This is a genomic window from Colwellia demingiae (genome assembly GCF_007954275.1).
Taxonomy (GTDB): Bacteria; Pseudomonadota; Gammaproteobacteria; order Enterobacterales; family Alteromonadaceae; genus Colwellia; species Colwellia demingiae.
In genome coordinates this window covers 550,215-573,660 of sequence record NZ_VOLT01000003.1, presented here as the reverse complement: position 1 = coordinate 573,660, position 23,446 = coordinate 550,215, and the positions used below count along the sequence as shown (strand labels likewise).

Below are 23,446 nucleotides of genomic sequence, written 5' to 3'. Positions count from 1 at the left end.
TAGACCTAAATCGATTTGTTGAGTATCCCATGATTAAAAGCACAGCCGAAGTCCGTCAGGCATTTTTAGATTTTTTTGCAACCAAACAACACCAAATAGTTAAAAGTAGCTCACTAGTTCCTGGTAATGATGCAACGTTATTGTTTACCAATGCGGGCATGGTTCCTTTTAAAGATGTATTTTTAGGTGCTGAGACACGTAGCTATACCCGAGCAACCTCTGCACAACGTTGTGTACGAGCCGGTGGTAAGCATAACGATTTAGAGAATGTTGGCTATACAGCCCGTCATCATACATTTTTTGAAATGATGGGTAACTTCAGCTTTGGTGATTACTTTAAAGAAGAAGCTATTTTCTTTGCTTGGGATTTTTTGACACAAGTTTTACAAATTCCAAAAGAAAAATTGACTATCACTGTTTTCGATGAAGATGATGAAGCAGAGAAAATTTGGATTGAAAAAGTTGGTGTACCAGCTGAGCGTGTTATTCGTATAGGCGCTCAAGATAACTTTTGGTCTATGGGTGATACGGGTCCATGTGGACCATGTTCTGAAATATTTTATGATCACGGAGAAGATGTTTTTGGTGGACCTCCAGGATCACCAGATGAAGATGGCGATCGTTTTATTGAAATATGGAACATAGTGTTCATGCAATTTAATCGTCAAAATGACGGTACTATGGAGCCATTGCCTAACCCATCGATTGACACAGGCATGGGCTTAGAGCGTATTTCTGCAATCATGCAAAACGTGCACAGTAACTATGAAATAGATATTTTCCAAGCATTAATTAAAGATACTGCGGCCTTACTTGGTTGTAATGATCTTGAACATAAATCACTGCGTGTTATTAGTGATCACATTCGTTCATGTAGTTTTTTAATTGTTGATGGTGTGGTGCCATCAAATGAAGGTCGTGGTTATGTACTTCGTCGTATTATTCGTCGTGCTATCCGTCATGGTCATAAATTAGAAGCTAAAGGGAACTTCTTCCATAAACTTGTTGCTTCGTTAATTGAACAAATGGGTGACGCTTACCCTGAGTTGCTTCAGCAGCAAGCGATTATTGAAAAACTTTTACGTATCGAAGAAGAGCAATTTGGTCGAACACTAGATCGCGGCATGATTCTTCTTGAAGATATATTAGACAACTTGTCAGGCGATACCATCAAAGGTGATGATGTATTTAAGCTCTATGATACTTATGGTTTCCCAGCTGATTTAACGGCAGATATTGCTCGTGAACGTCAATTGAAAATTGACCATAATGGTTTTGATGTAGCCATGGGCCAGCAGCGTGAACGCGCACAACAAGCTAGCCAATTTGGTACTGATTATAATCAGCAACTTAAGTCTGATCATAAAACAGAGTTTAAAGGTTACGACAATGATTCATATTCAGCGACTGTAGTTGAGTTATTCAATAGCGAAGATCATGACCCAGTAAATCAATTAAGCTCGGGTGAGCAAGGTATTGTGATATTAGATCACACGCCATTCTACGCTGAATCAGGTGGTCAAGTAGGTGATAGTGGTTTACTACATCTAGATGGTGGAATATTTGAAGTCTCGGATACGATTAAGTTAGGTAATGCTTTTGCCCATAGAGGTACCGCACATACTGATGTTGGTCTAAATCGTCGAGTAAAAGCTGAAATTAATGTTGATCGCAGAGCTGCAATTGTTAAAAACCATACTGCAACACATTTATTGCATGAAGCATTGCGCAAAGTACTAGGTGACCATGTTACTCAGAAAGGTTCATTATGTGATAGTGATAAATTACGTTTTGATTTCTCTCATTTTGAAGGCGTTACAGCCCAAGAATTGCATGATGTTGAACAAATGGTTAACAATGAAATTCGTCGTAACCACGCAAAACAAACCGAATCAATGTATATCGAAGAAGCTAAAGCAAAAGGTGCTATGGCACTCTTTGGTGAGAAGTATGATGATGAAGTTCGTGTAGTCACACTAGGTGATTTTTCAATAGAGCTTTGTGGTGGTGTGCATGTTAATAGAACCGGTGATATCGGTTTCTTAAAAATCGTGTCTGAATCTGGTATTGCAGCAGGTGTTCGTCGTATTGAAGCTGTTACGGGCACAGGTGCACTTGATTTTATTAATCAACAGACCGCTTCTTTAACTAATATTGCAGCGCTGGTTAAAAGTGATGTAACCAATGTTAGTAGTAAAGTAGAGTTACTTGTTAGTCGCTCTAAGCAGCTTGAAAAGGAAATTGGACAACTTAAACAAGAGCTCGCAGCACAAGCAGGGTCTGATTTAGTTAATAACACCATTGAAATTAATGGCGTTAAGGTTCTTATTGCTGATTTAGGTGGCGTAGAAAGTAAAGCCTTACGCGGCATGGTTGATGAACTTAAAAATAAAATGCAGTCAGGCGTTATTATGTTGGCTACAGCAAATGGTCCTAAAGTTGGCTTAATTGCCGGTGTTACTAAAGATTTAGTAGGGCGAGTTAAAGCGGGTGACCTTGTTAATATGGTTGCGCAACAAGTTGGTGGTAAAGGTGGTGGTCGTCCTGATATGGCTCAAGCGGGTGGTAGTCAGCCTGAAAACATAACTTCAGCACTTGAAAGCGTCTCAGCATGGTTATCAGAAAAACTGGCTTAAAGTGGCATTGAATGAGTAAGTGTTAAGTAATCACTTATTGTAGAGACTAAAAAGGAAGCATAATGCTTCCTTTTTGCTTTGTTAAAGCAATATTTTAAACCTGTTAGTTCCGCTGATAATTAGTACTACTTTGTCAGTTTCTAATTAAAATAAATCAGACATTACAAATGATCACAGATTTGGCTGCAAAATTAAGCTATAAAGCTATTCAAAGATATGCAAATATTGCTAAAATATGATCGTTTAGTAGAGTAATAGTCTCTTTTATTACTCATAATCGAAGTTTCATTGAAAACAACCATCGGATATGGTGTTTTTAGTGAATAATGACTTTTTATAATAAATTGACTATTAGTTATAGTGGATGGATTAAAAAAGTAGCTATTCTAATATATTACTAGCTTATATATATTTATTTAGTGATCTCACTTTAAAGGATAAGGAAGAAAATATGCTTATATTAACAAGGCGCGTTGGCGAAACATTAATGATTGGTGACGAAGTTACCGTGACTGTTTTGGGCGTTAAAGGAAATCAGGTTAGAATAGGTGTTAATGCACCAAAAGAAATCTCAGTACATCGTGAAGAAATTTACATGCGCATTCAAGCCGAAAAAGGCGATAATGAAGCTTCTGGTAATAAAGTCTAATAAATCTCTCATCATTTAAGTAGATTATTAGAGTATCTGAGAAATATTGTTATATATAAAGCTTTATATAACGACTAAGAAACACCGCTCAGGCGGTGTTTTTTTATGCTTTACGTTAAGTTAATGATTAAAAAACAGCATATTTGACTGAATTGTCAGCAAATAGAAATTTATACTAAATAAATACTAAAAATTGTTTGACTTATTTTTAGAATCCCTTATTATTCGCACCCATTGAAGAGGAGGCCAATTGGTCTAAGACGCTCACCTGCTAAGGGAGTATCTGGTTTGCAGCCGGATAGAGGGTTCTTAACTAATGTGTGTTTTAATACGTATTAGTACTCAACAATAAAGAAGTAAAAGAAAATGGAGAGCTGGCCGAGTGGCCGAAGGCGCTCCCCTGCTAAGGGAGTAACGGCTTTAAATCCGTTCGAGAGTTCGAATCTCTCGCTCTCCGCCATTTTCTTCTCATGAAGAATATGGTTGTGTAGAACGCAAGTTCGCTATCTTTAGACTAAGATATAAAAAATAGTTCATGAGGGCGTGTAGCTCAGCTGGATAGAGTACCTGGCTACGAACCAGGCGGTCGCAGGTTCGACTCCTGCCACGCCCACCACTTTCTTCAAGTGGTAAAAAAATGAAGGCAGCTATTGTTAAAGCTGGATAAAATTTTAAACTTTGGGCGTGTAGCTCAGCTGGATAGAGTACCTGGCTACGAACCAGGCGGTCGCAGGTTCGACTCCTGCCACGCCCACCACTTTTCTACTTAGGTAGATATAGAATGACCTAGCTTTTGCTAGGTTTTTTTATGCAGAATATTCTAATGCTCTTTCTTTTATTAGTGGGAGTATTAAAATAAAAAGCAGCTTATGTTAAGGCTGGATAAATAAGTTTTCATACCGTGGGCGCGTAGCTCAGCTGGATAGAGTACCTGGCTACGAACCAGGCGGTCGCAGGTTCGACTCCTGCCGCGCCCACCACTTTTCTACTTAAGTAGATATAAATAAACCTAGCTTTTGCTAGGTTTTTTTATGCCTGAAATATACTGAAAGCCTGATTTATTCGTTTGAGGCTGACAAAAGAAGTATTCATATCGTAGGCGCTTGAGTCTGCGAAATTGACTTATATTAAATAGGTATCTTGCTATGACTGAATCGCCTTTTGGTCGAAGATTCGATTCCTGCCGCGCCCACCACTTGTCTTTTTAAGTAGATATAAACAAACCAAGCTTGTGCTAGGTTTATTTGTGCCTGAAATATACTGGAAGCTGGTTTTATTCGCTCGAGCCTAGCTAACTAACGAAAGACGTTTTCATATCATAGACGTATGACTCAGCTCGCTAGCTTATATTAAATAGAGAGCTTACTATGACTTATTCCATTTTCGTCCGAAGTTTAGTCTCCTGTGGTATCTGATAGTACCTAAAGTCCAAGACATATAAGTGTATATTGTTTTTCTGGGGTAGCTATGATTCTATCCAAGGCTATTGTATAAAACTCACTACCAAAATGGTGTCTACTTTATTTCTTGCTGATTTCTTGGTTGTTTTTATTTACGTCGAGATTATCAAAATAATAACGACGATTATCCTAAATCCACATAGTAAATTATGAGGCATAAAAATCAAGGTGATAGTGCTCTATATGGCTCTTAAGTGACGTTATCAACTATGCTTAAACTATTTAGCTTAGTTAAAATTATTTAAATATACTCTGGCATTCAGTGGTGTTTATTAGATATTTTATGATCTAATGGTTACTGAAATGAAGAAGTGTTTAGGCACGAAAGTAGCTATGAAGCGACCAATTACCAACGTTATTCAATTCAACGTATTTAATTTAGGCATGAGTCACTTATTTTATGAAATAAACAGCCTGGTATCAGTTATTTTTGAGAGTTAATTATCCAAATATTTGGGTGTATATTCAGTGTTAATGAATGCAAATACACTTTAGGTATATTGTATAAAATCAGCACTTATCTTTTTCTGATACCCTATATTCATGCTTTTGATAATGTATACAATATTTAAAGTATGCAAAATGGCATGTATATTTCTGTTGATAAGGTGAATATTCGTTGTTTTGGGGGTTGACGGTAAATTATTTTTATGAAACACCATAAAATTGTTTGCATTGTAGGTATTGGAGTGATTATTCTAATTGCAAGATTTTTGAACGAGAATGAAAAATGGACAATATGCAGCAGCAATTTGTAGAAGCTGGAACACTCATGTTAGCGGGAATGGTATTTGTTTTTGCATTTCTAGGTGTATTAATTATCTTTATTAATACTGTTTTGGCAAGACTAGCGGTAAAGTTTCCAGACGCTATTGTAGTGCCACATTCTCGTACTAATAAAAAGAGTAAGAGTAAGAGCAAAACTACGGGTGAAATCTCACCGGCAGTTGTTGCTGCAATCAGCGGGGCGGTTCAACGATATCGGGCTCAACATAGCCAAGATAAATAAGTTTGACCAATATTGAAACTCTTCTTCACCATTATATTTTAAAAGTTAGATAAAAGGGCATTAACATGAGTAAGCCATTAGGTATCACCGAAGTTGTCTTAAGAGATGGACATCAATCAATTTTAGCCACTAGGCTTCGTTTAGCCGATATGCTGCCTATCGCAGCAACACTTGATGACGTTGGTTATTGGTCAATTGAATCTTGGGGTGGTGCAACGTTTGATTCATGTATTCGTTACTTAGGTGAAGATCCGTGGGAACGAATTCGTGCGCTTAAAAAGGCTATGCCTAAGACCAAACAACAAATGTTGTTCCGTGGTCAAAATATACTAGGTTATCGCCATTATGCTGATGATGTAGTAGAAAAGTTTGTAGAACGCGCTCATATCAATGGTATTGATGTTTTTAGAATTTTCGATGCCATGAATGATGTGAGAAACTTGCAAACTTCTATTAAAGCGGCTGTAAGAGTAGGAGCGCATGCTCAAGGTACGTTGAGTTATACCGAAAGCCCTGTGCATACACTTGATGGCTGGTTAACTATGGCTAAGCAGATTGAAGACATGGGTGCTCATTCTCTTTGTATTAAAGACATGTCGGGGTTATTAAAGCCTTATGATGCAGCAGAGTTAATTAGCCGCCTTAAAGAAACAGTTTCTTTACCTATCGCTTTACATTGTCATGCAACAACAGGGTTGAGTGTGGCTACGCAGATGAAAGCGATTGATAGCGATGTTGATGTTATAGACACCTCAATTTCTTCTATGAGTATGACTTACGGTCATTCACCAACAGAAACTATTGCCGCTATTGTTGAAGGTAGTCCACGAGCGACAGGTCTAAATGTTGAGAAAATGGCAGAAGTTGCTGCATATTTTCGTGATGTTAGAGAAAAGTATGCTGAATTTGAAGGCAGCTTAAAAGGTGTTGATGCCCGAATATTAACGGCACAAGTACCTGGTGGCATGTTAACTAACATGGAAAACCAATTAAAAGAACAAGGTGCTGCTGACAAATTTGACGAAGTGTTAACTGAGATACCTAAAGTTCGTAAAGATTTAGGTTATATCCCTCTGGTAACACCGACGTCGCAAATTGTTGGTACTCAAGCTGTACTGAACATATTAACTGGCGAACGTTACAAATCTATTACAAAAGAAACAGCAGGTGTATTAAAAGGTGAATACGGCGCTACCGCAGCTCCGGTTGATGCTGAGTTACAAGCACGTGTTTTAGATGGCAAAGAAGTTATTACCTGTCGTCCTGCAGATTTACTTGACCCTGAAGTTGATAAACTTTCAGCAGAATTGCAAATATTAGCAAAAGAAAAGAATATCAACCTAGCTGATGAAAGTATCGATGATGTATTAACTTATGCATTATTCCCACAGATAGGGTTGAAGTTTTTAGAAAACCGCAACAACCCAAGTGCTTTTGAGCCTATACCAACCAAAGCAAGTGCACAGCCACAAAGTAGCTCAGCGTCAAATCCAGTGTGTTCTCCTGAAAGTTACGCAGTAAGTGTAGATGGTAAGGTTTATGATGTTGTAGTCGCCGCTGGAGGCTGTATTGAGTCTGTTACGCATCCAGCCGGTGATGATGGCATGAAGCAATCAGCGTCTATCACAGCTGAAGAAACGTTAAATGCACCATTAGCGGGTAACATCTTCAAAGTACTTGTCCATGAAGGTGACCACGTAGAAGCTGGTGATGTAGTTATCATCATGGAAGCTATGAAGATGGAAACAGAAATTCGCGCTGTGTCGGCTGGTGAAATAGTCTCTTTGTTCACCAGAGAGGGTGATTCAGTTGCCGTTGGTGACGCCTTGCTTAGCTTTTCATAGGAGATAGCATGGATTCGTTAATTAAATTATGGTTTTCAACTGGCTTAGCTAACTTTGAGTTAGGTCAAGTTGTCATGATGTTAGTAGGTTGTGGCCTACTATATCTTGCCATTGCTCGAAATTTTGAGCCGTTATTGTTATTGCCTATGGGCTTTGGTGCAATATTAACTAATATACCGGTAGCTGGTTTTTCTGAAGTAGGCGGTTTACTACATTATATTTACTACGCAGGTATTGATACGGGGATTTTTCCGCTCATTATCTTTATGGGCGTTGGTGCTATGACTGATTTTGGCGCCCTTATTGCTAATCCTAAAACTTTGCTTTTAGGTGCTGCGGCACAGTTTGGCATATTTGCTACCTTATTTGGCGCGATTGCTTTGAATTATGTTCCTGGCATAGAGTTTACGCTTAAAGATGCCTCAGCTATTGCTATTATTGGTGGCGCGGATGGTCCAACGGCAATTTTTCTTGCTTCAAAGTTAGCACCTGAATTACTAGGCGCTATTGCTGTTGCAGCTTATTCGTATATGGCATTGGTTCCAATTATTCAACCGCCAATAATGAAAGCATTAACTACTGAAGAAGAACGTAAAATTGAAATGAAACAGTTACGACCGGTAACTAAAATTGAAAAAATCATTTTTCCGCTCGGTGTATTAATTATGACAATCTTCTTTTTACCTTCGGCAACACCTTTAGTAGGTATGTTCTGTTTAGGCAACTTAATGAGAGAGTCTGGTGTTGTTGACCGTTTAAGTTCGACAGCACAAAATGAGCTGATCAATATTACTACGATCTTTTTAGGCTTAGGTGTTGGTTCAAAGTTAAGTGCCGAAGCTTTTTTAAATGTGGAAACCTTAGGTATTTTAGCCTTAGGCGCTGTGGCTTTTTCAATTGGTACCGCTTCTGGGGTAATTATGGCTAAAACCATGAATAAGTTTTCAAAAGACCCTATTAATCCATTAATTGGCGCTGCAGGTGTATCTGCAGTACCTATGGCGGCAAGGGTTGCCAACAAAGTTGGTTTGCAAGCAAATCCGCATAACTTCTTGCTGATGCATGCAATGGGCCCTAACGTAGCTGGTGTGCTCGGTTCAGCCGTAGCCGCAGGTGTCTTATTGGCCTTAGTTGGTGGTTAGCGTTTAATAAAATTAGCATTAATATTTAAAAACCGAGCAATGCTCGGTTTTTTTATGCCTATTTTATTGGCTCTTGGTATTGTTATACCAACGAGAAAATACTTACTGGTATATTGATAGTCATCGTCATAAAATACAGTCAATTACAATTTAAGGATTATATAAGTTAATCATGAAACTTTCCCTCATTATGCTTAGCGCGTTAATAGCGCTTACTGCCTGCACAAGTTCGAGTACTGGTCGAAAACAAGTGATGTTATTTTCAGATGCAGAGCTGGATAAAATGGGTGCTGCTTCATTTGAAGACATGAAAAAGAAAACGCCTATAAGTACAGATAAAGCGACTAATGACTTTGTGCAATGCGTTGCTAAGTCGATAACCAAAAATGTCGCTAAATCAGTTCATCAAGGTGACTGGGAAGTTGTTGTCTTTGATTCCGCTCAAGTGAACGCTTTTGCTTTACCTAGTGGTAAAATTGGCGTTTACACTGGTATTTTAAATGTGACTGAAAATCAAGATCAGTTAGGCGCGATTATTGGTCATGAAGTTGGTCATGTTATTGAGCATCACTCAAATGAACGTTTATCAGCTAACAAGTTGCAAAATATGGGTATGGCTGCTGCAACGGCCGCTGTTGGGCTATCAGACGTGGAAAATAAAGGTTTATGGATGGCAGGACTAGGGTTGGGGCTGCAATATGGCGTTATTATGCCTTATAGTCGTGCTCATGAAAGTGAAGCTGATATCGTCGGTCAAGATCTTATGGCGCGTTCTGGTTTCGAACCAAGTGCTAGTATTAAGCTTTGGCAAAATATGGCGAAATTAAGTAAAGGGGCTCCGGCAGAGTTTATGTCGACTCACCCATCAAATAAAACGCGTATTAACCAACTGACAGAACATTTACCTAGTTCAATGACACTGTATCAAGCTGGTAACAGACCTAACTGTCAAAAACCTAAGGTAATCCCTGCACCTAAGGCATAAGCCTTAATTAATAACTTACAGCATTTACCAAAAGTATAACCTTGCTGGTAAATGCTATTTTAAATGCTTATTGCGTAGATAAAATATTGTTATATATTAAGGATTCAACTTGTGATTAAGCCATGTTTCACCGTCTTTTTCAAAGCACAGGCGATCATGTAAGCGGTTAGCTCGTCCTTGCCAAAATTCAATAGCATGAGGTTTGACACGCCATCCTCCCCAAAACTCAGGATGCGGAACTTCGCCTTCAGAAAACTTATCTTGATAATGGTTCATGCGCTCTTTGAGTTCATCATCATATTTAAGCTTTTGACTTTGCTTTGATGCCCAAGCACCAACTTGACTACCTCTATCTCGACTGTGAAAATAGTCAGCAGATTCCTGTATCGATACTTTTTCTACCGTACCTTCAATACGAATTTGTCGTTGTAAGACATTCCAGTGGAATAATAAGGCTATCTTATTATTTTCAGCAAGTTCATGGCTTTTACGGCTCGCGTAGTTGGTGAAAAAAACAAAGCCCTGTTCATCATAGTCTTTAAGTAACACCATGCGAGAGCTAGGTTGTCCGTCACTATTACAACTACTAACAGACATCGCTTCGGGTAGTAATATTCCTGACTTATTAGCATCATCAAACCATTGCTCAAATAATTGATTAGGTGTTGTGTTAGAAGATAGCTCAGGGAGAGGTAAAGCGACGCCTTGACCAAAAGTTAACAGGCAACGAAGTTTTTCAAATAACGTCATAATATTTAAAGTTAATAGGAAATAATAGTATGCAGTTATTCTATGCTTAAATGACGTTATTGCAAAGTTATATCAAAGTAATACCAAGATGAATACAATTTGAAAGGGCCTACCAATCCTCGCTATCATCAAGTAAATCTTTAAGGTGTTTTTTTTCTTTCAATTCGTCAATACGCTTGCGCGCTAACAGGTTTTTTTGCGCTTGTTCTTGAGCGTTCTTTTCAGCTAAAGACGTACCCTTTAGACTATTGTTGTCAGTACTTTCATCTGAACTGCTATCACTTGATTCATCGGGAAAGTTATCGTCAATATCGATTTCCATTTTCTCTACCTTTTTTACTAATTAATAAAATACTTCAAAGTATATTGTTTAACATAGGTAAGATAATGGCTATTTTCAATGCCTCTTTACAAAAAAAAATTAAAAATATGACAAATAATTACTAACTAGTTTTTTTTTAATCTAAGTTGGTATAAAGCTTATACAAATCGATTGTTACCCCTTTGTAACAGGCTGAAGTATGGGCTTGGTTGTATTAGTAATAATACCAATGGCACTACCTAAGTGAGCATTATAAATGCCTTAAATATCCAATCACGTCATTGCTTTCAATCGTAATAGCTAGCTATTTTTCAATCAGGTATCTTGTTTTTATAGCATTATTCACATTGAATTCTGCAACCTAATGAATGTAATTGCTATGCGTTAAAGGTTTCACTATGTGGCTATTAAAGTTCATCTTGCAATAGAGCAACAGGCAATAAAAAACCAGTGACAAGCACTGGTTTTGGTTTACGTTATTCATGTACTATCTTTGAGGCGATTACCAGCCCTCAACACCTTTCATGTCAGGCAGCTGATGAGCAATACCTTTATGACAATCGATACAGGTTTTTTCACCTGAAGCTAAGGCAGTAGAGTGTTGGTAAGATGCTCGCTCACTTTGCTCTGTAAAGTCCATATAATCGAAGTTATGACAGTTACGACACTCTAAAGAGTCATTGGCTTTCAAACGCTCCCATTCATTTTGTGCTAAACGTTTACGATGCACTAAAAACTTCTCTCGAGTATTTATGGTGCCAAAAATAGCGCCCCAAACCTCTTTAGATGCTTTCATTTTACGCGCAATCTTATCAGTCCAGTTATGTGGAACATGACAATCAGGACAAGTAGCTCGAACGCCTGAACGATTGGAAAAATGTATAGTCGTTTTTAATTCTTCATATACATTGTTTTCCATCTCATGACACGAAATACAAAACTTTTCAGTATTGGTAACTTCTAAAGCGGTGTTGAAACCACCCCAAAATATAATACCAGCGATGAATCCGCCTATAACCAAAACGCCTAAGCTATAGTAGCCACTTGGTTTAGTTAGTGTTCTCCAACCAATCATTAATATATTTTTCATGGCGCCTCCTAATGCTCTTTAGCGCTAGTGGTTTTTTGTTTCATCAAGGTATGCATATCAACAAAAGTATTTTCCACTAGTGGTTCAGCATCAAGTTGAGTGACATGACACTGATTACAAAAATAACGACGAGGGGATACTTCTGCTAAAAAGTTACCATCTCTGTCCATGTAATGTGTAACACTCACCATAGGTGCCTGTGATTTTTCCGTACGATGACGAGAATGACAAGACATACACTTGTTATTGTTTTTATTCACCTCATAACTACGCGTAGTATGTGGAATAACAGGTGGCTGCATAGGGTAATTACGACCCTGTTTGATATCCTTGTTTATCACTTTAGGAATGATGTTAGGCTCTTTTTGCACATCAATAGGCGTTGCATCCCTTAGTGTTGCAACAGAGTTAACTGTTTCTTTATCTGCTGCATTAGCGTTTAGAGAGTACATAATTGGCGATACTGCTAGTACCAATAAACTGGCAATTGCTGCTAGGTTTAAATTTTTCATTGTAGACTCCTAAACTTTAACAATTTTAATAGCACACTTTTTATAATCTGTTTCTTTCGATAACGGATCGGTGGCATCTAAAGTGACTTTGTTAACTAAACGACTGGCATCAAACCAAGGCATATACACTAAACCAATAGGTGGCTTATTGCGGCCTCTTGTTTCAACACGTGTTTGTACTTCACCACGTCGAGAAATAAGCTTCACTAAATCGCCGCGGCGCATGTTACGTTTTTTTGCATCATCAGGGTGCATGTAAACTAATGCATCAGGCATCGCTTTATATAACTCAGGTACACGTTGTGTCATTGACCCTGAATGCCAATGCTCTAGTACACGACCGGTAGATAACCATAAGTCATATTCTTCATCTGGAGACTCAGCTGCAGGCTCATAAGGTAGAGCGAAGATAACAGCTCTGCCATCAGGTTTTCCGTAGAAGTCCCAGCCGCTACCAGGTTTACAATACGGATCAGAACCTTCTTTAAAGCGCCATTTAGTTTCTTTACCATTAACAACAGGCCAGCGTAAACCACGCTCTTTATGGTATCTGTCATATGGTGCTAAATCATGGGCATGACCTCGACCAAAGCTGGCATATTCTTCAAATAAGCCTTTTTGGATATAGAAACCAAAGTCACGAGACTCGTCATTTAAACGATCTTCAGGTATTTCCGACAATGGGAACTTACCAACAGAGGCGTCTTTATAAAGCACATCAAATAACGTTTTACCACGAACTTCAGGCTTTTTAGCAATAAGCTCTTCTGGCCAAACATCTTCTACTTTAAAGCGTTTAGAGAATTCTACTACTTGCCACATATCTGATTTAGCGCCTTCTGGAGCTTCAACCATTTGGTACCAAGATTGTGTACGACGCTCAGCATTACCATACATCCCTTCTTTTTCTACCCACATTGCTGTTGGTAAAATTAAATCAGCTGCCTGTGCGGTAACTGTTGGGTAAGGGTCTGATACTACAATAAAGTTTTTCGGGTTACGGTAACCAGGGTAAACTTCTTCATTGATGTTGGCGGCAGCTTGCATGTTGTTATTACACTGCACCCAGTAGAAGTTTAACTTACCGTCTTTAAGCATACGGTTTTGTAAAACGGCATGGTAACCAGGTTTTGCTGGAATAGTGCCTTCAGGCAAGTCCCAAATTTTCTCAGCAATAGCACGATGTTTAGGGTTTTTAACAACCATATCGGCAGGTAAACGATGTGAGAAAGTACCTACTTCACGAGCAGTACCACACGCGGAAGGTTGACCTGTTAATGAAAACGGGCTGTTACCAGGAGTTGAGATTTTACCTGTTAACAAGTGAATGTTATAAACTAGGTTATTGGCCCAAACACCACGAGTATGTTGGTTAAAGCCCATAGTCCAAAATGATGTTACTTTGATTTTTGGATCCGCATACATCTCAGCTAATTCTTTTAGCTTATGCTCAGGAACACCAGAAAGTTTTGATACGGATTCAACCGTATATGTGCTAACAAATTTTGCGTATTCATCAAAATCAATTGGCGTAGAGCTGCCTTTAGTTTTACCGTTGTTTTTAGCTTTTTGTTCTAGCGGATGCTCAGGACGTAAACCGTAACCTATATCTGTTTCGCCTAATCTAAAGTTTGTATGTTTACTTACAAAGTCTTTGTTTACGCGACCAGTTTGAATAATATAGTTAGCAATGTAGTTTAAAATAGCTAAATCAGTTTGTGGCGTGAAGATCATGCCGTTATCGGCTAAATCGAAACTTCTGTGCTCAAAAGTAGATAATACAGCAACTTTTACATGTGGTGCACTTAAACGACGATCAGTTAAACGCGTCCATAAAATAGGATGCATTTCTGCCATGTTTGAGCCCCATAATACAAAGGCATCAGCAGCTTCTAAATCATCGTAACAGCCCATAGGCTCATCAATACCAAAGGTACGCATAAAGCCACCAACAGCAGACGCCATACAGTGACGAGCATTAGGATCAATATTGTTAGTACGAAAGCCTGCTTTCATCAATTTAACTGCAGCATAACCTTCTTGAACAGTCCATTGACCAGAGCCGAACATACCAAGTGCTTCTGGACCATCTTTCTTCAATGCATCATTAGCTTTTTCAGCCATTACATTGAAAGCTTGATCCCAAGAAATAGGAGTGAATTCACCTTCTTTATCGTATTTACCGTTGGTCATACGTAATAAAGGAGTGGTAAGTCTGTCTTTGCCGTACATGATTTTTGAAAGGAAATAACCTTTCACACAACTAAGACCTTTGTTCACAGGTGATTTAATATCGCCATGGGTAGCAACAACTTTGCCATCCATAACGCCTACATTAACACTACAGCCTGTACCACAAAAACGACAAGCAGCTTTATCCCACTTAAGTTTAGTAATATCGGAGCTGGTAATTAAGTTAGAGGCTACTGCAGGTACAGATACCCCAGCAACAGCAGCGGCTGCTGCAATCGCATTTGCTTTTATAAATTCGCGGCGATTAATTGTCATCGTGTCACCTTCCTTTTGCTTTTTGATTCGGTTTTAAACAGGGTTAATTTTATTCTTTATTCTTTATTCTTTTTGATGGCTACTTCACTGTATTGTTCTTCAGCATTGTCATCACCACTCTCGTCTAAAACTTGGTGATAAACTGGTGATACATTAAGTATGCTTTTATGGACTCTTATAATATCTATTTTTTTGTCAAGATCTTTAAAGCCAGTACCTTCAACAGTGAAAACTATTTTACCTTCATCGCTGACTGCGTGAATTTCTGCACCTTCAACAGCAGTAATAACCGCTTTTACTTCATCGAGTTGTGCCAATATTGGCGAGGCAACTAGACTAGCTACGTGGTATTCAGGTGTTCTATGGTATTTTTGTGTCATATATTTCTTAAATTATTTTTTAAACTGTTGTTTGGTCAAAGTTAAACGCTATTGCATCTTGTGGGCAAGTTTTAATGCATGCACCACATTGATTACAATCAAGGTCATTTAAACTTGGTTGTGGAATGCTTGAATTAAGGTAATTAAACTTGATTACATTGGTTTCACATTCATCACGGCAACTTTGACAATAAATGTTATTTTTAGCTAAACACTTATCACTAATTTCCAAGGTTACAGGCCAAGCTTTCTCATTATTGTTTAAAGTGTTTTCTTCAGTAAATACACCCGAAAAAAGCGGCTGTTCACAGCTCTCTATACACTTATTACAAAAGGTACATTCACCTAAACTAAAATCGATTTTTGGAAAGCCATCTTCATCTTTAACAATAATATTGCTCTCACAACTGCTAATGCAATCTTGGCATTGAGTGCAGCCAGAGGTAAATACAGCTTCATTAATCACCCAAGGTAAGCGCAATTCGTGTTTAGTTTTTACGCGTCCGCGAAAAAAGCGTCTTCTTGATGGATCGGCTAAACGTTCCGCTGTTTTAGTGTTGTTAGTAGGCAAGGTATTAAGCGCTTGGTGGACCTAAGAATATTTGACTGATCCAGACCGCAAAACCAAAACCGGCAACGATAATTACCGATAAAATAGGTGCTAAAAAAACAGCCAGAAAAATAAAGGTATTTCGCTCATGCTTTTTTTGTTGTTCAGGAGATGTTGCTTGGTTCATAATGCTCTCGAAAGTTTATGATTAAGGTAAGCTAAATTTGGGTTAACTTTAATCCCTTGTTAGGTCACATAGTTTGATCTAGATCAGGTTTTACAAATTAACCATAGTTAATTTGTGGCCATAAGCAGTATAGAGTTTAATCGTTCAAAAAAGCTAGGCGAAATCTCATTTTTTTGCTTTAACATACTTGATAACTTGGATTTTATTCACTTATTTCTATTATAGGATTTAAAAAAAATATGGTGCAAGTACAGGATTTCCTATCTTGGTTTAACAATTATTCCAAGGCAGCATCAGCAAAAAATGAGCGTCGGATGGTTATTTTATCTGGCAGTGAGCCTTGGGCAATGTCTTTATTGCACTCCATTGACGGGATTAAGGCGGCTTTAAGCACTGATACTAAACAAGAACTCCTGGCTTCTTCTTCGCTAGCTCAGTGCCTTATTTATGGTGATAGCTCTGTATTTCCTGCAAATGTTCAGAGAAAACGCTACCGAGATAAGTTAGGCAGCGAAAGTGATTTTATTATTTTTGCCGATAGCGATTTTACTATAGATGCTTTTGCCGGATTATCGGGAACACTAAAAGCAGGTGGTATATTATTTCTAGTCATACCATCGAAAAATGACAAATTTGAAAATAGCCTCTTTTTTAAACGCTTCTATTCACTAATATCAGAAATGTCCAGCCATACCGTTATTGGGGAATCGCAAGCTTCATCTTTACCGCTTTGTTCTGATTTAGATAGCCAACTGAAGGTGTTGGCTACTTCGACTTACCCTCATGGTTGTGTTACCCAAGAGCAGTACAATGCGGTTGTTGCCATCAAAAAAGTTCTTTCAGGGCAAAGAAAAAGGCCGCTAGTGTTGACTGCTGATCGCGGTCGAGGAAAGTCATCAGCATTGGCTATTGCCTGTGCTCAACTAATGACAGCGCATAAACACGATGAGTTTAATATTGTTATTACTGCGCCTGATGCTCAAGCGTTATCAGTTTTCTATCGGCAATTAAAGCAAAGCTTAATTAGCGCAGAGCAGCAAGGTAATACTATTACCTTTGGCAAGGTTAAGTTAACGTTTATGGCTGTTGACCAATTAATAAGGACACCGATAAAAGTTAGTCTTCTTCTGGTTGATGAAGCGGCGGCTATTCCTGTTTATCTGCTTGAAAAATTACTTAGAAGTTATCACCGGATGGTTTTTTCTAGTACTGTTCATGGTTATGAAGGGGCAGGGAGAGGCTTTACTTTAAAGTTTCAAAAAGTTCTTGAGAAGTTATGCCCACAATGGGCGAGTTTACATATTAATCAGCCGATCCGTTGGCGAGAAGATGATCCGCTTGAACAATTGGTCTTTGACGCATGTTTGTTAAATGCAGAATTACCTACTTTGAAAACGACATTAGCGCCTCAGTCGCTAATCAATGATAAAAGTAGTTCCGTCAAGAAGACTGATACCTTAAATACAACAGATGAGCCTGTGTTCAAAGTTCTTTCTGCAAAAGAGCTTGTTGCTGATGAGGCATCGTTAAAGCAAGTTTTTGCGGTTTTGGTGACAGCACATTACCAAACTAAGCCGAGTGATTTACAGCTACTATTAGATAACCCTCAGGTGCAATTAACTTGCCTTTATTCTTCAAAAAAGAATGATGCAGAAATCCTTGCAGTTGCTCTATTGATGAATGAAGGAAAGGGGAATGGCGTGAGTGATGCAGATGTTCGTGCAATAAAAAACTCTGAACGTCGTCTACGTAGCCATTTCTTACCACAATCATTATTCAGCCATTGCGGTTTTGAGCAAGCCTTTAATTATAAATACTTACGTATTATGCGCATTGCTGTTCACCCGCAAATTCAGCAGCAAGGTATTGGAGCTCAATTTATTCAACACATCGAGTTACTAGCAATAGATCAAAATGTTGATTTTATTGGTGCTAGTTTTGGTGTTAACCCTGAACTGCTTTCTTTCTGGCTTAGCGCTGGGTTTTCTACTGCAAGGATTGGTTTCACCAAAGACAAAGCTAGTGGAGAGCATTCTGCTTTATTAATTAAGGGACTCGGTGTAAAAAGCAAGCAAAAGCAGCAGAGCTTTAAGCGTAACTTTTATCAAAGTTTTGATTATTTACTCTTAGAAGAATATAAAGCACTTACAACTGAGCTTGTGTTTTTTTTGTTGAGGCAAAGTTCTCAAGGAGACTTAAGCACTTTGTCCGCGCTAGATATTGCCAATGTTCAGGCATTTTCACGTGGTGAGCGTTTATATAGCAGTTGTTGTTATAGTTTGTATTTATGGCTTAAGCAGGATCTGTTGAGTGAAACTAAGAGTCACTCAACAGAAGTTTTACAGCAGTCTTTAGTGCTTGTTGCAAGATTAATACAAAAGCATGATAGTGACTCTGTTTGCCAACAATTTGGCTTAACAGGGAAAAAAATGCTGAACAAACATATTAAAGGCTATGTGCATTTACGGCTTAATACTGAAATTAACTAAGGGCATTAACTATGCCCATTCATTCAGTTAACTGGCTTCTGTATTCCTGCATGCCATTGCCAAAATCGTTGCATAGCAAGATATTCACAGCGTTTGTTACCACTAAAACTTATGTCATCATGGCGCAGCAATTTAGTTAGATAAAAGCTAATCGTTTTTGCTAAACCGCTACTTGGGTTGTTGTTATAGGTGGTAAGTAACATAACTAGCCAGCTTTCCATATGAGTAAATTCATTTGAAGCAGTTAAGCACATAAAACTTCTTCTCCATCGAGAGCGTCACTGCTGGTGCTACTTGCAAGTAAGTTATGCCAAATGACTGTTTTAGCATTGGCATTTAAACATTTGCAATCACCGCAATGTAATAAACCTGAATTGAGTAAATGAGAAAGTAGGTTGCTAGAAATCTCAACTTGTACTTTGTCAATTTTGTTAGTGGTAATAGTGGCCATATTTTCTCCCCTTGTTTTACTAAGCATAAACAAAGAACCCTATAGATGCAAATGATAATTATTATCATTTGTTGTTTTTGGTAAAGTTATTGATAGTAAATGTTATTTAGTATTACTTATCGCTATTAATCAGTACACTGGGTATATACCCGCTATCATTCAAAGTGCAGGGTTTCAGTGGTAGCTGAAAACGATTTAGGTAAGGCATTTATTTTAGACAATGGTTATTCCATTGTTCAAATGAATAACGCAACTTAAATCGTTTTTAGCCCCATCGAAGAAGCGCTTGAGCAGCACCACTACGTCGTTTCACTTTTTGGTAAGGGAATGACCATTACTACAAAAGTGCGCCTTGTATTGAAATTGCTCAAGCACTCTGAAACCTGTATCTTGATTGATAACGGGTATAGATGTTGAAAAAAGGGAATGAATATATGAACGCAGCAGTAAGCGTACAGTCACTTTGTAAGCAATATAAAGATGTCTGTGCAGTTGATAACGTGAGTTTCGACGTTCAACAAGGTCATTGTTTTGGTTTACTCGGGCCTAATGGTGCTGGAAAAACGACGACTATTGAAATAATGGAAGGCATTATAAGTGCCTCTTCAGGACATGTGCTTTATCAAGGCCAGCGTGTTGATAGTCAAATATCTCAGCAAATAGGCATTCAGTTTCAACATACCGCTTTACAAGATTTTTTAACCGTTAAAGAAACTCTCAGTTTATTTGCCTCTTTTTATCAAAACACTTTACCACAAGCGCAATTAATCGAACTGTGTGATTTAAGTGCGTTCTTAGACCGTGATAATCGTTTGTTGTCAGGGGGGCAAAGGCAGCGATTATTACTCGCTTTAGCCTTGATAAATGATCCTCAAATTATCTTTCTTGATGAACCAACAACAGGATTAGATCCTCATGCCCGTCGAAATTTTTGGCAGTTAATTACAAATATTAAAGCGCAAAATAAAACTGTTATTTTGACCACTCACTATATGGATGAAGCAGAGCAGCTTTGTGATGATATTGTCATCATGGATCAAGGGCGAATAATTGAAGCGGGTACCCCACATGAGCTATTAGCTAAACATTTTGAAGATGTTTTTATCTACTTACCTCAGGCACAGGTCTCAAAGGAGCTGGTAAAAGAGCATGGTTGGAATGAATTAGCTAATCTTATTGAAATTACCAGTAAGAATGTTGAACAAACGTTATCGCTGTTGATGAGGCATAATGTTTCTCTTGATGGCTTACATGTCAAGTCAGCTAACCTTGATGACTTGTTTTTGAAGTTAACAGGCCATTCATTACAGGCATAACTTTAGCCGTACCCTTATATTTTAGGAAAAAAAATGAATTTGAAACGTTTTTTTGCAGTTTTTAAAGCACGAAATATTGAGTTTTTCCGTGATAGGTCAGCGCTTGGCTGGAACTTATTTTTTCCCGTTTTATTATTAGTCGGTTTTTCATTTATCTTTTCTGGAGATGGGCGTTCAGCCTATAAAGTGGGATTGATCGTTGCACAAGAGCAAAATGAAAGTGCTGCCAAAACAACACTTACTCAGTTACGTTTTATTGATTTTATTGATTATAGCGATCTTGTTTTAGCGAAAGCAAAGCTTAGCCGGCACAGTCTCGATTTGTTAGTTGACTATGATGCTAAGCGTTATTGGGTAAATGAAGAGTCATCAAAAAGTTACTTAATTGAAAAAATATTCCTCGGTCAACAATCAGGTTTTACGCGTCTACAAAGCAGTGGCAAGAACATCCGGTATGTTGATTGGGTACTGCCGGGAATCTTGGGCATGAATATGATGTTCAGTTGCCTATTTGGCGTGGGTTATGTCATCGTGCGATATAGAAAAAACTCAGTGTTAAAACGTTTAAAAGCAACACCATTATCCTCATTTGAATTTATTTCTGCGCAATTATTATCACGGCTATTTATTGTTATGTTTATGTCAACGGTTGTTTATAGTGGCTGTAATCTATTTTTCGACTTCTTTATGTTAGGGAGTTATATTGATCTATTCATTATCGGAGCATTAGGTGCTGTTTGTTTAATTAGTCTAGGGCTACTTGTAGCAAGTCGTAGTAAAAGCGAAGAGCTTATTGGCGGCCTATTGAATTTAACTTCATGGCCTATGATGATGCTTTCAGGCGTTTGGTTTAGTTTAGAGGGAGCGCCTGATGCGTTAAAAACATTGGCAGACTTTATGCCTCTAACTCACTTAGTTGCTGGCGCAAGGGCTGTTATTACAGAAGGAGCCACGCTTAGTGATATTAGTTTTCATGTTAATATATTACTGCTGATGAGTAGTGTCTTTTTGGTCTTAGGGGCTTATTTATTTAGCTGGAATACTGAGCGTTAAAATTTTAACCTGATAGTCATCACAGAGTAGTGAACGTCACTGTTAAATAAAAATTGTAACGATGGTGTTGTGGTGTAGTATTAGTATTATAAACAGGCAAGTAGAGTCAGGTTTTTGATAGCTTTACGACATTATTTGAGTTTGTGGTAATTGTATGGTCATACCAGTATACTTGCTTTGAGTACGTCGTTGTCACATAAATACAATGACATTTACCCTTTATTTTAAGAGACCTATTATGGCTGTAGTGATTAGTGGAACTGGGTTGTACACGCCAACCCAGAGCATCTCAAATGATGAATTAGTACACTGTTTTAACCAATACGTAGAAAAATTTAATCTTACTCATAGTCAGGAGATTGAAGAAGGTAAGATAGTCGCGTTATCTCCTTCAGACAGTAGTTTTATCGAAAAAGCTTCGGGCATAAAAAGCCGTTATGTCATGGAGAAGGAGAGCATTTTAAATGTCGACATTATGTCGCCACGTTATACTGAACGTGATAATGACCAACTATCTATGCAGGCAGAGATAGGTGTTGCAGCAGCTAAGGAAGCAATGTTAGCTGCCAATAAAACACCAGCTGATATTGACCTTATTATTGTTGCTTGTGCTTACACCCAGCGTTCGTACCCGGCCATGGCGATTGAAATCCAAAATGCCCTTGGCTGTGGCGGTTGGGGATTCGATATGTTGGTCGCTTGTTCGGCGGCCACTTTTGGTATTATCAATGCGGCAAATGCCATTCGTAGCGGCACAGCAAAAACAGTGTTGGTAATTAACCCTGAAATATTATCGCCACAAATTAATTACCGAGATAGGGATAGTCATTTTATTTTTGGCGATGTAGCAACGGCTTCTATCATCGAAGATGAAAGTACAGCTAATGCTTAGCATGTTTTTAAAATCATCAGTGAAAAACCAATGACCAGCTTTTCTAATAATATTCGTAGTAATATTGGTTATATGAATAATTGTAGTCCAGAAAATGTGGATCATGATGATAAGTTCTTTATCCAGCAAGGACGAAAAGTGTTTAAAGAAGTTTTGCCTATGGTATCTACTTTAATTACCAGTGAAATGGCAAAAATGGGTCTAGGTGCTGATGATATTAAGCGATTATATTTACATCAAGCAAATATTAATATGAATAACTTTATCGGTAAAAAAGTACTTGGAAGAGAACCAAGCAGTAGTGAAGCTCCCATTATATTAGATGAGTATGCAAACACTAGTTCAGCAGGCTGTATTATTGCTTTACACAAGAATAAGCAAGACCTATCCACTGGAGATAAGAGTGTATTGTGCTCTTTTGGTGCGGGATACTCAGCATGCTGTTTATTGTTGGAATATGTCTAAAGTAAAACTTATGTAAAGTAGAATTTATATAGGGTAGGAATTATGTCGCAATCTAGCCTTTGGCAACTACACACTGAGACAGGGGATTTTGCAGAGCTTTGCAACGGCCTTTATCAGCGAGAAATTAGTATTATTGCCAAGGGCGATTTTTCAAGTGCGCAGTCGGTACAAGCACGCTTAGAAAGTTTGTCTTATTATATAACTCGTACGGCTCATGCTATGGTAACGGTTATCGCACAAGGGCACTCGCCACTGCTGCTAGATACTCAAAATGCCAGTTGGTCAGCTAAACAAGGTAAACAAATGCCTTTAACTGGACAAGAAACTGAGCAAGAGTGTGCGAATACAATTAACTGGTACTTGCAAAAAGATATTTACGTCGGACTTGCTGTACCTGTGTTGTTAGCTGATCATATTATAATTGATTGCATTGATCGGATCGATCTTGATAAGCAGAGAATACGAACAAATGTTGGGGGTTGGTTTTCATTAGCCGCTGATCAATTAATGAATAAAGATCAGGAGGCAAATAAGCGCCTGCTTAAACCCAATAAAAAAATAATGACTTCAGCTTGTTCTGGGCATTGCTGGCAAGGCAATAATAAACAACTTCCTATTATTCCAACGTTGAGAGAATTGTTACTATCTTGCTCTATTAATTGGAAAAACTTCAAAAAACCGTTAGCTATTTAACTCTGCCCGTAGATAGGTATAATAACGGTAATAATCTCGTATTTTTCTATACACTTTATTTAG

Annotated in this window: 20 protein-coding genes, 4 tRNA genes and 1 pseudogene; 15 read left to right on the top strand and 10 right to left on the bottom strand. The window is 38.2% G+C overall.

Going from position 1 to position 23,446, the window contains the following annotated elements; genetic code table 11:
• Nucleotides 1-29 precede the first annotated feature (29 nt).
• From alaS to ESZ36_RS08110, 10 genes are all read left to right on the top strand, one after another.
• Nucleotides 30-2,636: an alanine--tRNA ligase gene (gene alaS, locus ESZ36_RS08155; RefSeq protein ID WP_146786063.1), complete on the top strand. Its 2,607-nt coding sequence runs from the start codon at nt 30-32 to the stop codon at nt 2,634-2,636.
• A gap of 451 nt (nt 2,637-3,087) precedes the next feature.
• Nucleotides 3,088-3,285 carry a carbon storage regulator CsrA gene (gene csrA / locus ESZ36_RS08150; RefSeq protein WP_011041885.1) on the top strand — a complete coding sequence of 66 codons (198 nt, stop codon included), beginning with the start codon at nt 3,088-3,090 and terminating at the stop codon, nt 3,283-3,285.
• Nucleotides 3,286-3,653: 368 nt separating this feature from the next.
• Nucleotides 3,654-3,745: transfer RNA gene (locus ESZ36_RS08145), tRNA-Ser, on the top strand.
• A 79-nt stretch (nt 3,746-3,824) separates the two neighbouring features.
• A tRNA-Arg gene (locus tag ESZ36_RS08140) sits at nt 3,825-3,901 on the top strand.
• 64 nt (nt 3,902-3,965) lie between these two features.
• Nucleotides 3,966-4,042, top strand: a tRNA-Arg gene (locus ESZ36_RS08135).
• Between the two features lie 146 nt (nt 4,043-4,188).
• Nucleotides 4,189-4,265 (top strand) — tRNA-Arg (locus tag ESZ36_RS08130).
• Nucleotides 4,266-5,475: 1,210 nt separating this feature from the next.
• A complete protein-coding gene (locus tag ESZ36_RS08125) occupies nt 5,476-5,754 on the top strand; it encodes an OadG family protein (RefSeq protein ID WP_146786060.1) in 279 nt (92 codons plus the stop codon).
• Nucleotides 5,755-5,819: 65 nt separating this feature from the next.
• Nucleotides 5,820-7,598 carry a sodium-extruding oxaloacetate decarboxylase subunit alpha gene (gene oadA, locus ESZ36_RS08120; protein ID WP_146786057.1) on the top strand — a complete coding sequence of 593 codons (1,779 nt, stop codon included), beginning with the start codon at nt 5,820-5,822 and terminating at the stop codon, nt 7,596-7,598.
• Nucleotides 7,599-7,606: 8 nt separating this feature from the next.
• Complete coding sequence (locus tag ESZ36_RS08115) at nt 7,607-8,740, top strand: sodium ion-translocating decarboxylase subunit beta (protein WP_146786054.1); 1,134 nt, start codon at nt 7,607-7,609, stop codon at nt 8,738-8,740.
• 172 nt (nt 8,741-8,912) lie between these two features.
• Nucleotides 8,913-9,725, top strand: coding sequence for a M48 family metallopeptidase (locus ESZ36_RS08110; protein WP_146786051.1), 813 nt, complete (start codon nt 8,913-8,915; stop codon nt 9,723-9,725).
• Between the two features lie 96 nt (nt 9,726-9,821).
• Here the strand turns inward: ESZ36_RS08110 and pdxH are convergent, their stop codons facing one another.
• The 8 genes from pdxH to napE all read right to left on the bottom strand — a co-directional run bounded on the left by pdxH (nt 9,822) and on the right by napE (nt 16,024).
• On the bottom strand, nt 9,822-10,475 hold the full coding sequence (gene pdxH / locus ESZ36_RS08105; protein WP_146786049.1) for a pyridoxamine 5'-phosphate oxidase: 654 nt from the start codon (nt 10,473-10,475) through the stop codon (nt 9,822-9,824).
• A 109-nt stretch (nt 10,476-10,584) separates the two neighbouring features.
• Nucleotides 10,585-10,797, bottom strand: a complete 213-nt coding sequence (locus ESZ36_RS08100; RefSeq protein WP_146786046.1) for a hypothetical protein — start codon at nt 10,795-10,797, stop codon at nt 10,585-10,587.
• A 502-nt stretch (nt 10,798-11,299) separates the two neighbouring features.
• A complete protein-coding gene (locus tag ESZ36_RS08095) occupies nt 11,300-11,887 on the bottom strand; it encodes a cytochrome c3 family protein (RefSeq protein ID WP_011041893.1) in 588 nt (195 codons plus the stop codon).
• Between the two features lie 8 nt (nt 11,888-11,895).
• Nucleotides 11,896-12,399, bottom strand: coding sequence for a nitrate reductase cytochrome c-type subunit (locus ESZ36_RS08090; RefSeq protein WP_011041894.1), 504 nt, complete (start codon nt 12,397-12,399; stop codon nt 11,896-11,898).
• A 9-nt stretch (nt 12,400-12,408) separates the two neighbouring features.
• Nucleotides 12,409-14,907, bottom strand: coding sequence for a nitrate reductase catalytic subunit NapA (gene napA, locus ESZ36_RS08085; RefSeq protein WP_170235793.1), 2,499 nt, complete (start codon nt 14,905-14,907; stop codon nt 12,409-12,411).
• Between the two features lie 56 nt (nt 14,908-14,963).
• Nucleotides 14,964-15,287 (bottom strand): chaperone NapD, encoded by a 324-nt coding sequence (locus ESZ36_RS08080; protein WP_146786043.1) that lies wholly within the window; start codon nt 15,285-15,287, stop codon nt 14,964-14,966.
• Nucleotides 15,288-15,306: 19 nt separating this feature from the next.
• Nucleotides 15,307-15,858, bottom strand: coding sequence for a ferredoxin-type protein NapF (gene napF / locus ESZ36_RS08075; protein ID WP_146786040.1), 552 nt, complete (start codon nt 15,856-15,858; stop codon nt 15,307-15,309).
• A gap of 4 nt (nt 15,859-15,862) precedes the next feature.
• Nucleotides 15,863-16,024: a periplasmic nitrate reductase, NapE protein gene (gene napE, locus ESZ36_RS08070; protein WP_146786036.1), complete on the bottom strand. Its 162-nt coding sequence runs from the start codon at nt 16,022-16,024 to the stop codon at nt 15,863-15,865.
• 239 nt (nt 16,025-16,263) lie between these two features.
• Between napE and ESZ36_RS08065 the strand changes: the two genes are divergently transcribed.
• On the top strand, nt 16,264-18,513 hold the full coding sequence (locus ESZ36_RS08065) for a tRNA(Met) cytidine acetyltransferase TmcA domain-containing protein (protein ID WP_246129020.1): 2,250 nt from the start codon (nt 16,264-16,266) through the stop codon (nt 18,511-18,513).
• 23 nt (nt 18,514-18,536) lie between these two features.
• Here the strand turns inward: ESZ36_RS08065 and ESZ36_RS08060 are convergent, their stop codons facing one another.
• Nucleotides 18,537-18,767, bottom strand: a complete 231-nt coding sequence (locus ESZ36_RS08060; RefSeq protein ID WP_146786033.1) for a hypothetical protein — start codon at nt 18,765-18,767, stop codon at nt 18,537-18,539.
• Nucleotides 18,758-18,964 carry a hypothetical protein gene (locus ESZ36_RS08055; protein ID WP_146786030.1) on the bottom strand — a complete coding sequence of 69 codons (207 nt, stop codon included), beginning with the start codon at nt 18,962-18,964 and terminating at the stop codon, nt 18,758-18,760. The genes ESZ36_RS08060 and ESZ36_RS08055 overlap by 10 nt, the downstream gene beginning before the upstream one ends.
• Before the next feature lie 434 nt (nt 18,965-19,398).
• On the opposite strand from ESZ36_RS08055, the gene ESZ36_RS08050 reads away from it, so the two are divergent.
• From ESZ36_RS08050 to ESZ36_RS08035, 4 genes and pseudogenes are all read left to right on the top strand, one after another.
• Complete coding sequence (locus ESZ36_RS08050; protein ID WP_146786027.1) at nt 19,399-20,280, top strand: ABC transporter ATP-binding protein; 882 nt, start codon at nt 19,399-19,401, stop codon at nt 20,278-20,280.
• Between the two features lie 33 nt (nt 20,281-20,313).
• Nucleotides 20,314-21,333: an ABC transporter permease gene (locus tag ESZ36_RS08045; RefSeq protein ID WP_146786022.1), complete on the top strand. Its 1,020-nt coding sequence runs from the start codon at nt 20,314-20,316 to the stop codon at nt 21,331-21,333.
• A gap of 238 nt (nt 21,334-21,571) precedes the next feature.
• Nucleotides 21,572-22,690: pseudogene (locus ESZ36_RS08040) on the top strand (beta-ketoacyl-ACP synthase III).
• Nucleotides 22,691-22,732: 42 nt separating this feature from the next.
• Entirely contained in the window at nt 22,733-23,383 is a 651-nt protein-coding gene (locus ESZ36_RS08035; protein ID WP_146786020.1) for a hypothetical protein, read from the top strand.
• The last annotated feature ends 63 nt before the right edge of the window (nt 23,384-23,446 follow it).

What these genes read in the sequence shown, in the direction of transcription:
- ESZ36_RS08095 (WP_011041893.1), bottom strand. Translation starts at nt 11,887, where the DNA reads ATGAAAAATATATTAATGATTGGTTGGAGAACACTAACTAAACCAAGT.
- csrA (WP_011041885.1), top strand. Translation starts at nt 3,088, where the DNA reads ATGCTTATATTAACAAGGCGCGTTGGCGAAACATTAATGATTGGTGAC.
- ESZ36_RS08090 (WP_011041894.1), bottom strand. Translation starts at nt 12,399, where the DNA reads ATGAAAAATTTAAACCTAGCAGCAATTGCCAGTTTATTGGTACTAGCA.
- napA (WP_170235793.1), bottom strand. Translation starts at nt 14,907, where the DNA reads ATGACAATTAATCGCCGCGAATTTATAAAAGCAAATGCGATTGCAGCA.
- pdxH (WP_146786049.1), bottom strand. Translation starts at nt 10,475, where the DNA reads ATGACGTTATTTGAAAAACTTCGTTGCCTGTTAACTTTTGGTCAAGGC.
- napE (WP_146786036.1), bottom strand. Translation starts at nt 16,024, where the DNA reads ATGAACCAAGCAACATCTCCTGAACAACAAAAAAAGCATGAGCGAAAT.
- ESZ36_RS08110 (WP_146786051.1), top strand. Translation starts at nt 8,913, where the DNA reads ATGAAACTTTCCCTCATTATGCTTAGCGCGTTAATAGCGCTTACTGCC.
- ESZ36_RS08115 (WP_146786054.1), top strand. Translation starts at nt 7,607, where the DNA reads ATGGATTCGTTAATTAAATTATGGTTTTCAACTGGCTTAGCTAACTTT.
- ESZ36_RS08050 (WP_146786027.1), top strand. Translation starts at nt 19,399, where the DNA reads ATGAACGCAGCAGTAAGCGTACAGTCACTTTGTAAGCAATATAAAGAT.
- ESZ36_RS08125 (WP_146786060.1), top strand. Translation starts at nt 5,476, where the DNA reads ATGGACAATATGCAGCAGCAATTTGTAGAAGCTGGAACACTCATGTTA.
- oadA (WP_146786057.1), top strand. Translation starts at nt 5,820, where the DNA reads ATGAGTAAGCCATTAGGTATCACCGAAGTTGTCTTAAGAGATGGACAT.
- ESZ36_RS08045 (WP_146786022.1), top strand. Translation starts at nt 20,314, where the DNA reads ATGAATTTGAAACGTTTTTTTGCAGTTTTTAAAGCACGAAATATTGAG.
- ESZ36_RS08080 (WP_146786043.1), bottom strand. Translation starts at nt 15,287, where the DNA reads ATGACACAAAAATACCATAGAACACCTGAATACCACGTAGCTAGTCTA.
- ESZ36_RS08060 (WP_146786033.1), bottom strand. Translation starts at nt 18,767, where the DNA reads ATGTGCTTAACTGCTTCAAATGAATTTACTCATATGGAAAGCTGGCTA.
- ESZ36_RS08035 (WP_146786020.1), top strand. Translation starts at nt 22,733, where the DNA reads ATGTCGCAATCTAGCCTTTGGCAACTACACACTGAGACAGGGGATTTT.
- ESZ36_RS08055 (WP_146786030.1), bottom strand. Translation starts at nt 18,964, where the DNA reads ATGGCCACTATTACCACTAACAAAATTGACAAAGTACAAGTTGAGATT.
- ESZ36_RS08100 (WP_146786046.1), bottom strand. Translation starts at nt 10,797, where the DNA reads ATGGAAATCGATATTGACGATAACTTTCCCGATGAATCAAGTGATAGC.
- ESZ36_RS08065 (WP_246129020.1), top strand. Translation starts at nt 16,264, where the DNA reads ATGGTGCAAGTACAGGATTTCCTATCTTGGTTTAACAATTATTCCAAG.
- alaS (WP_146786063.1), top strand. Translation starts at nt 30, where the DNA reads ATGATTAAAAGCACAGCCGAAGTCCGTCAGGCATTTTTAGATTTTTTT.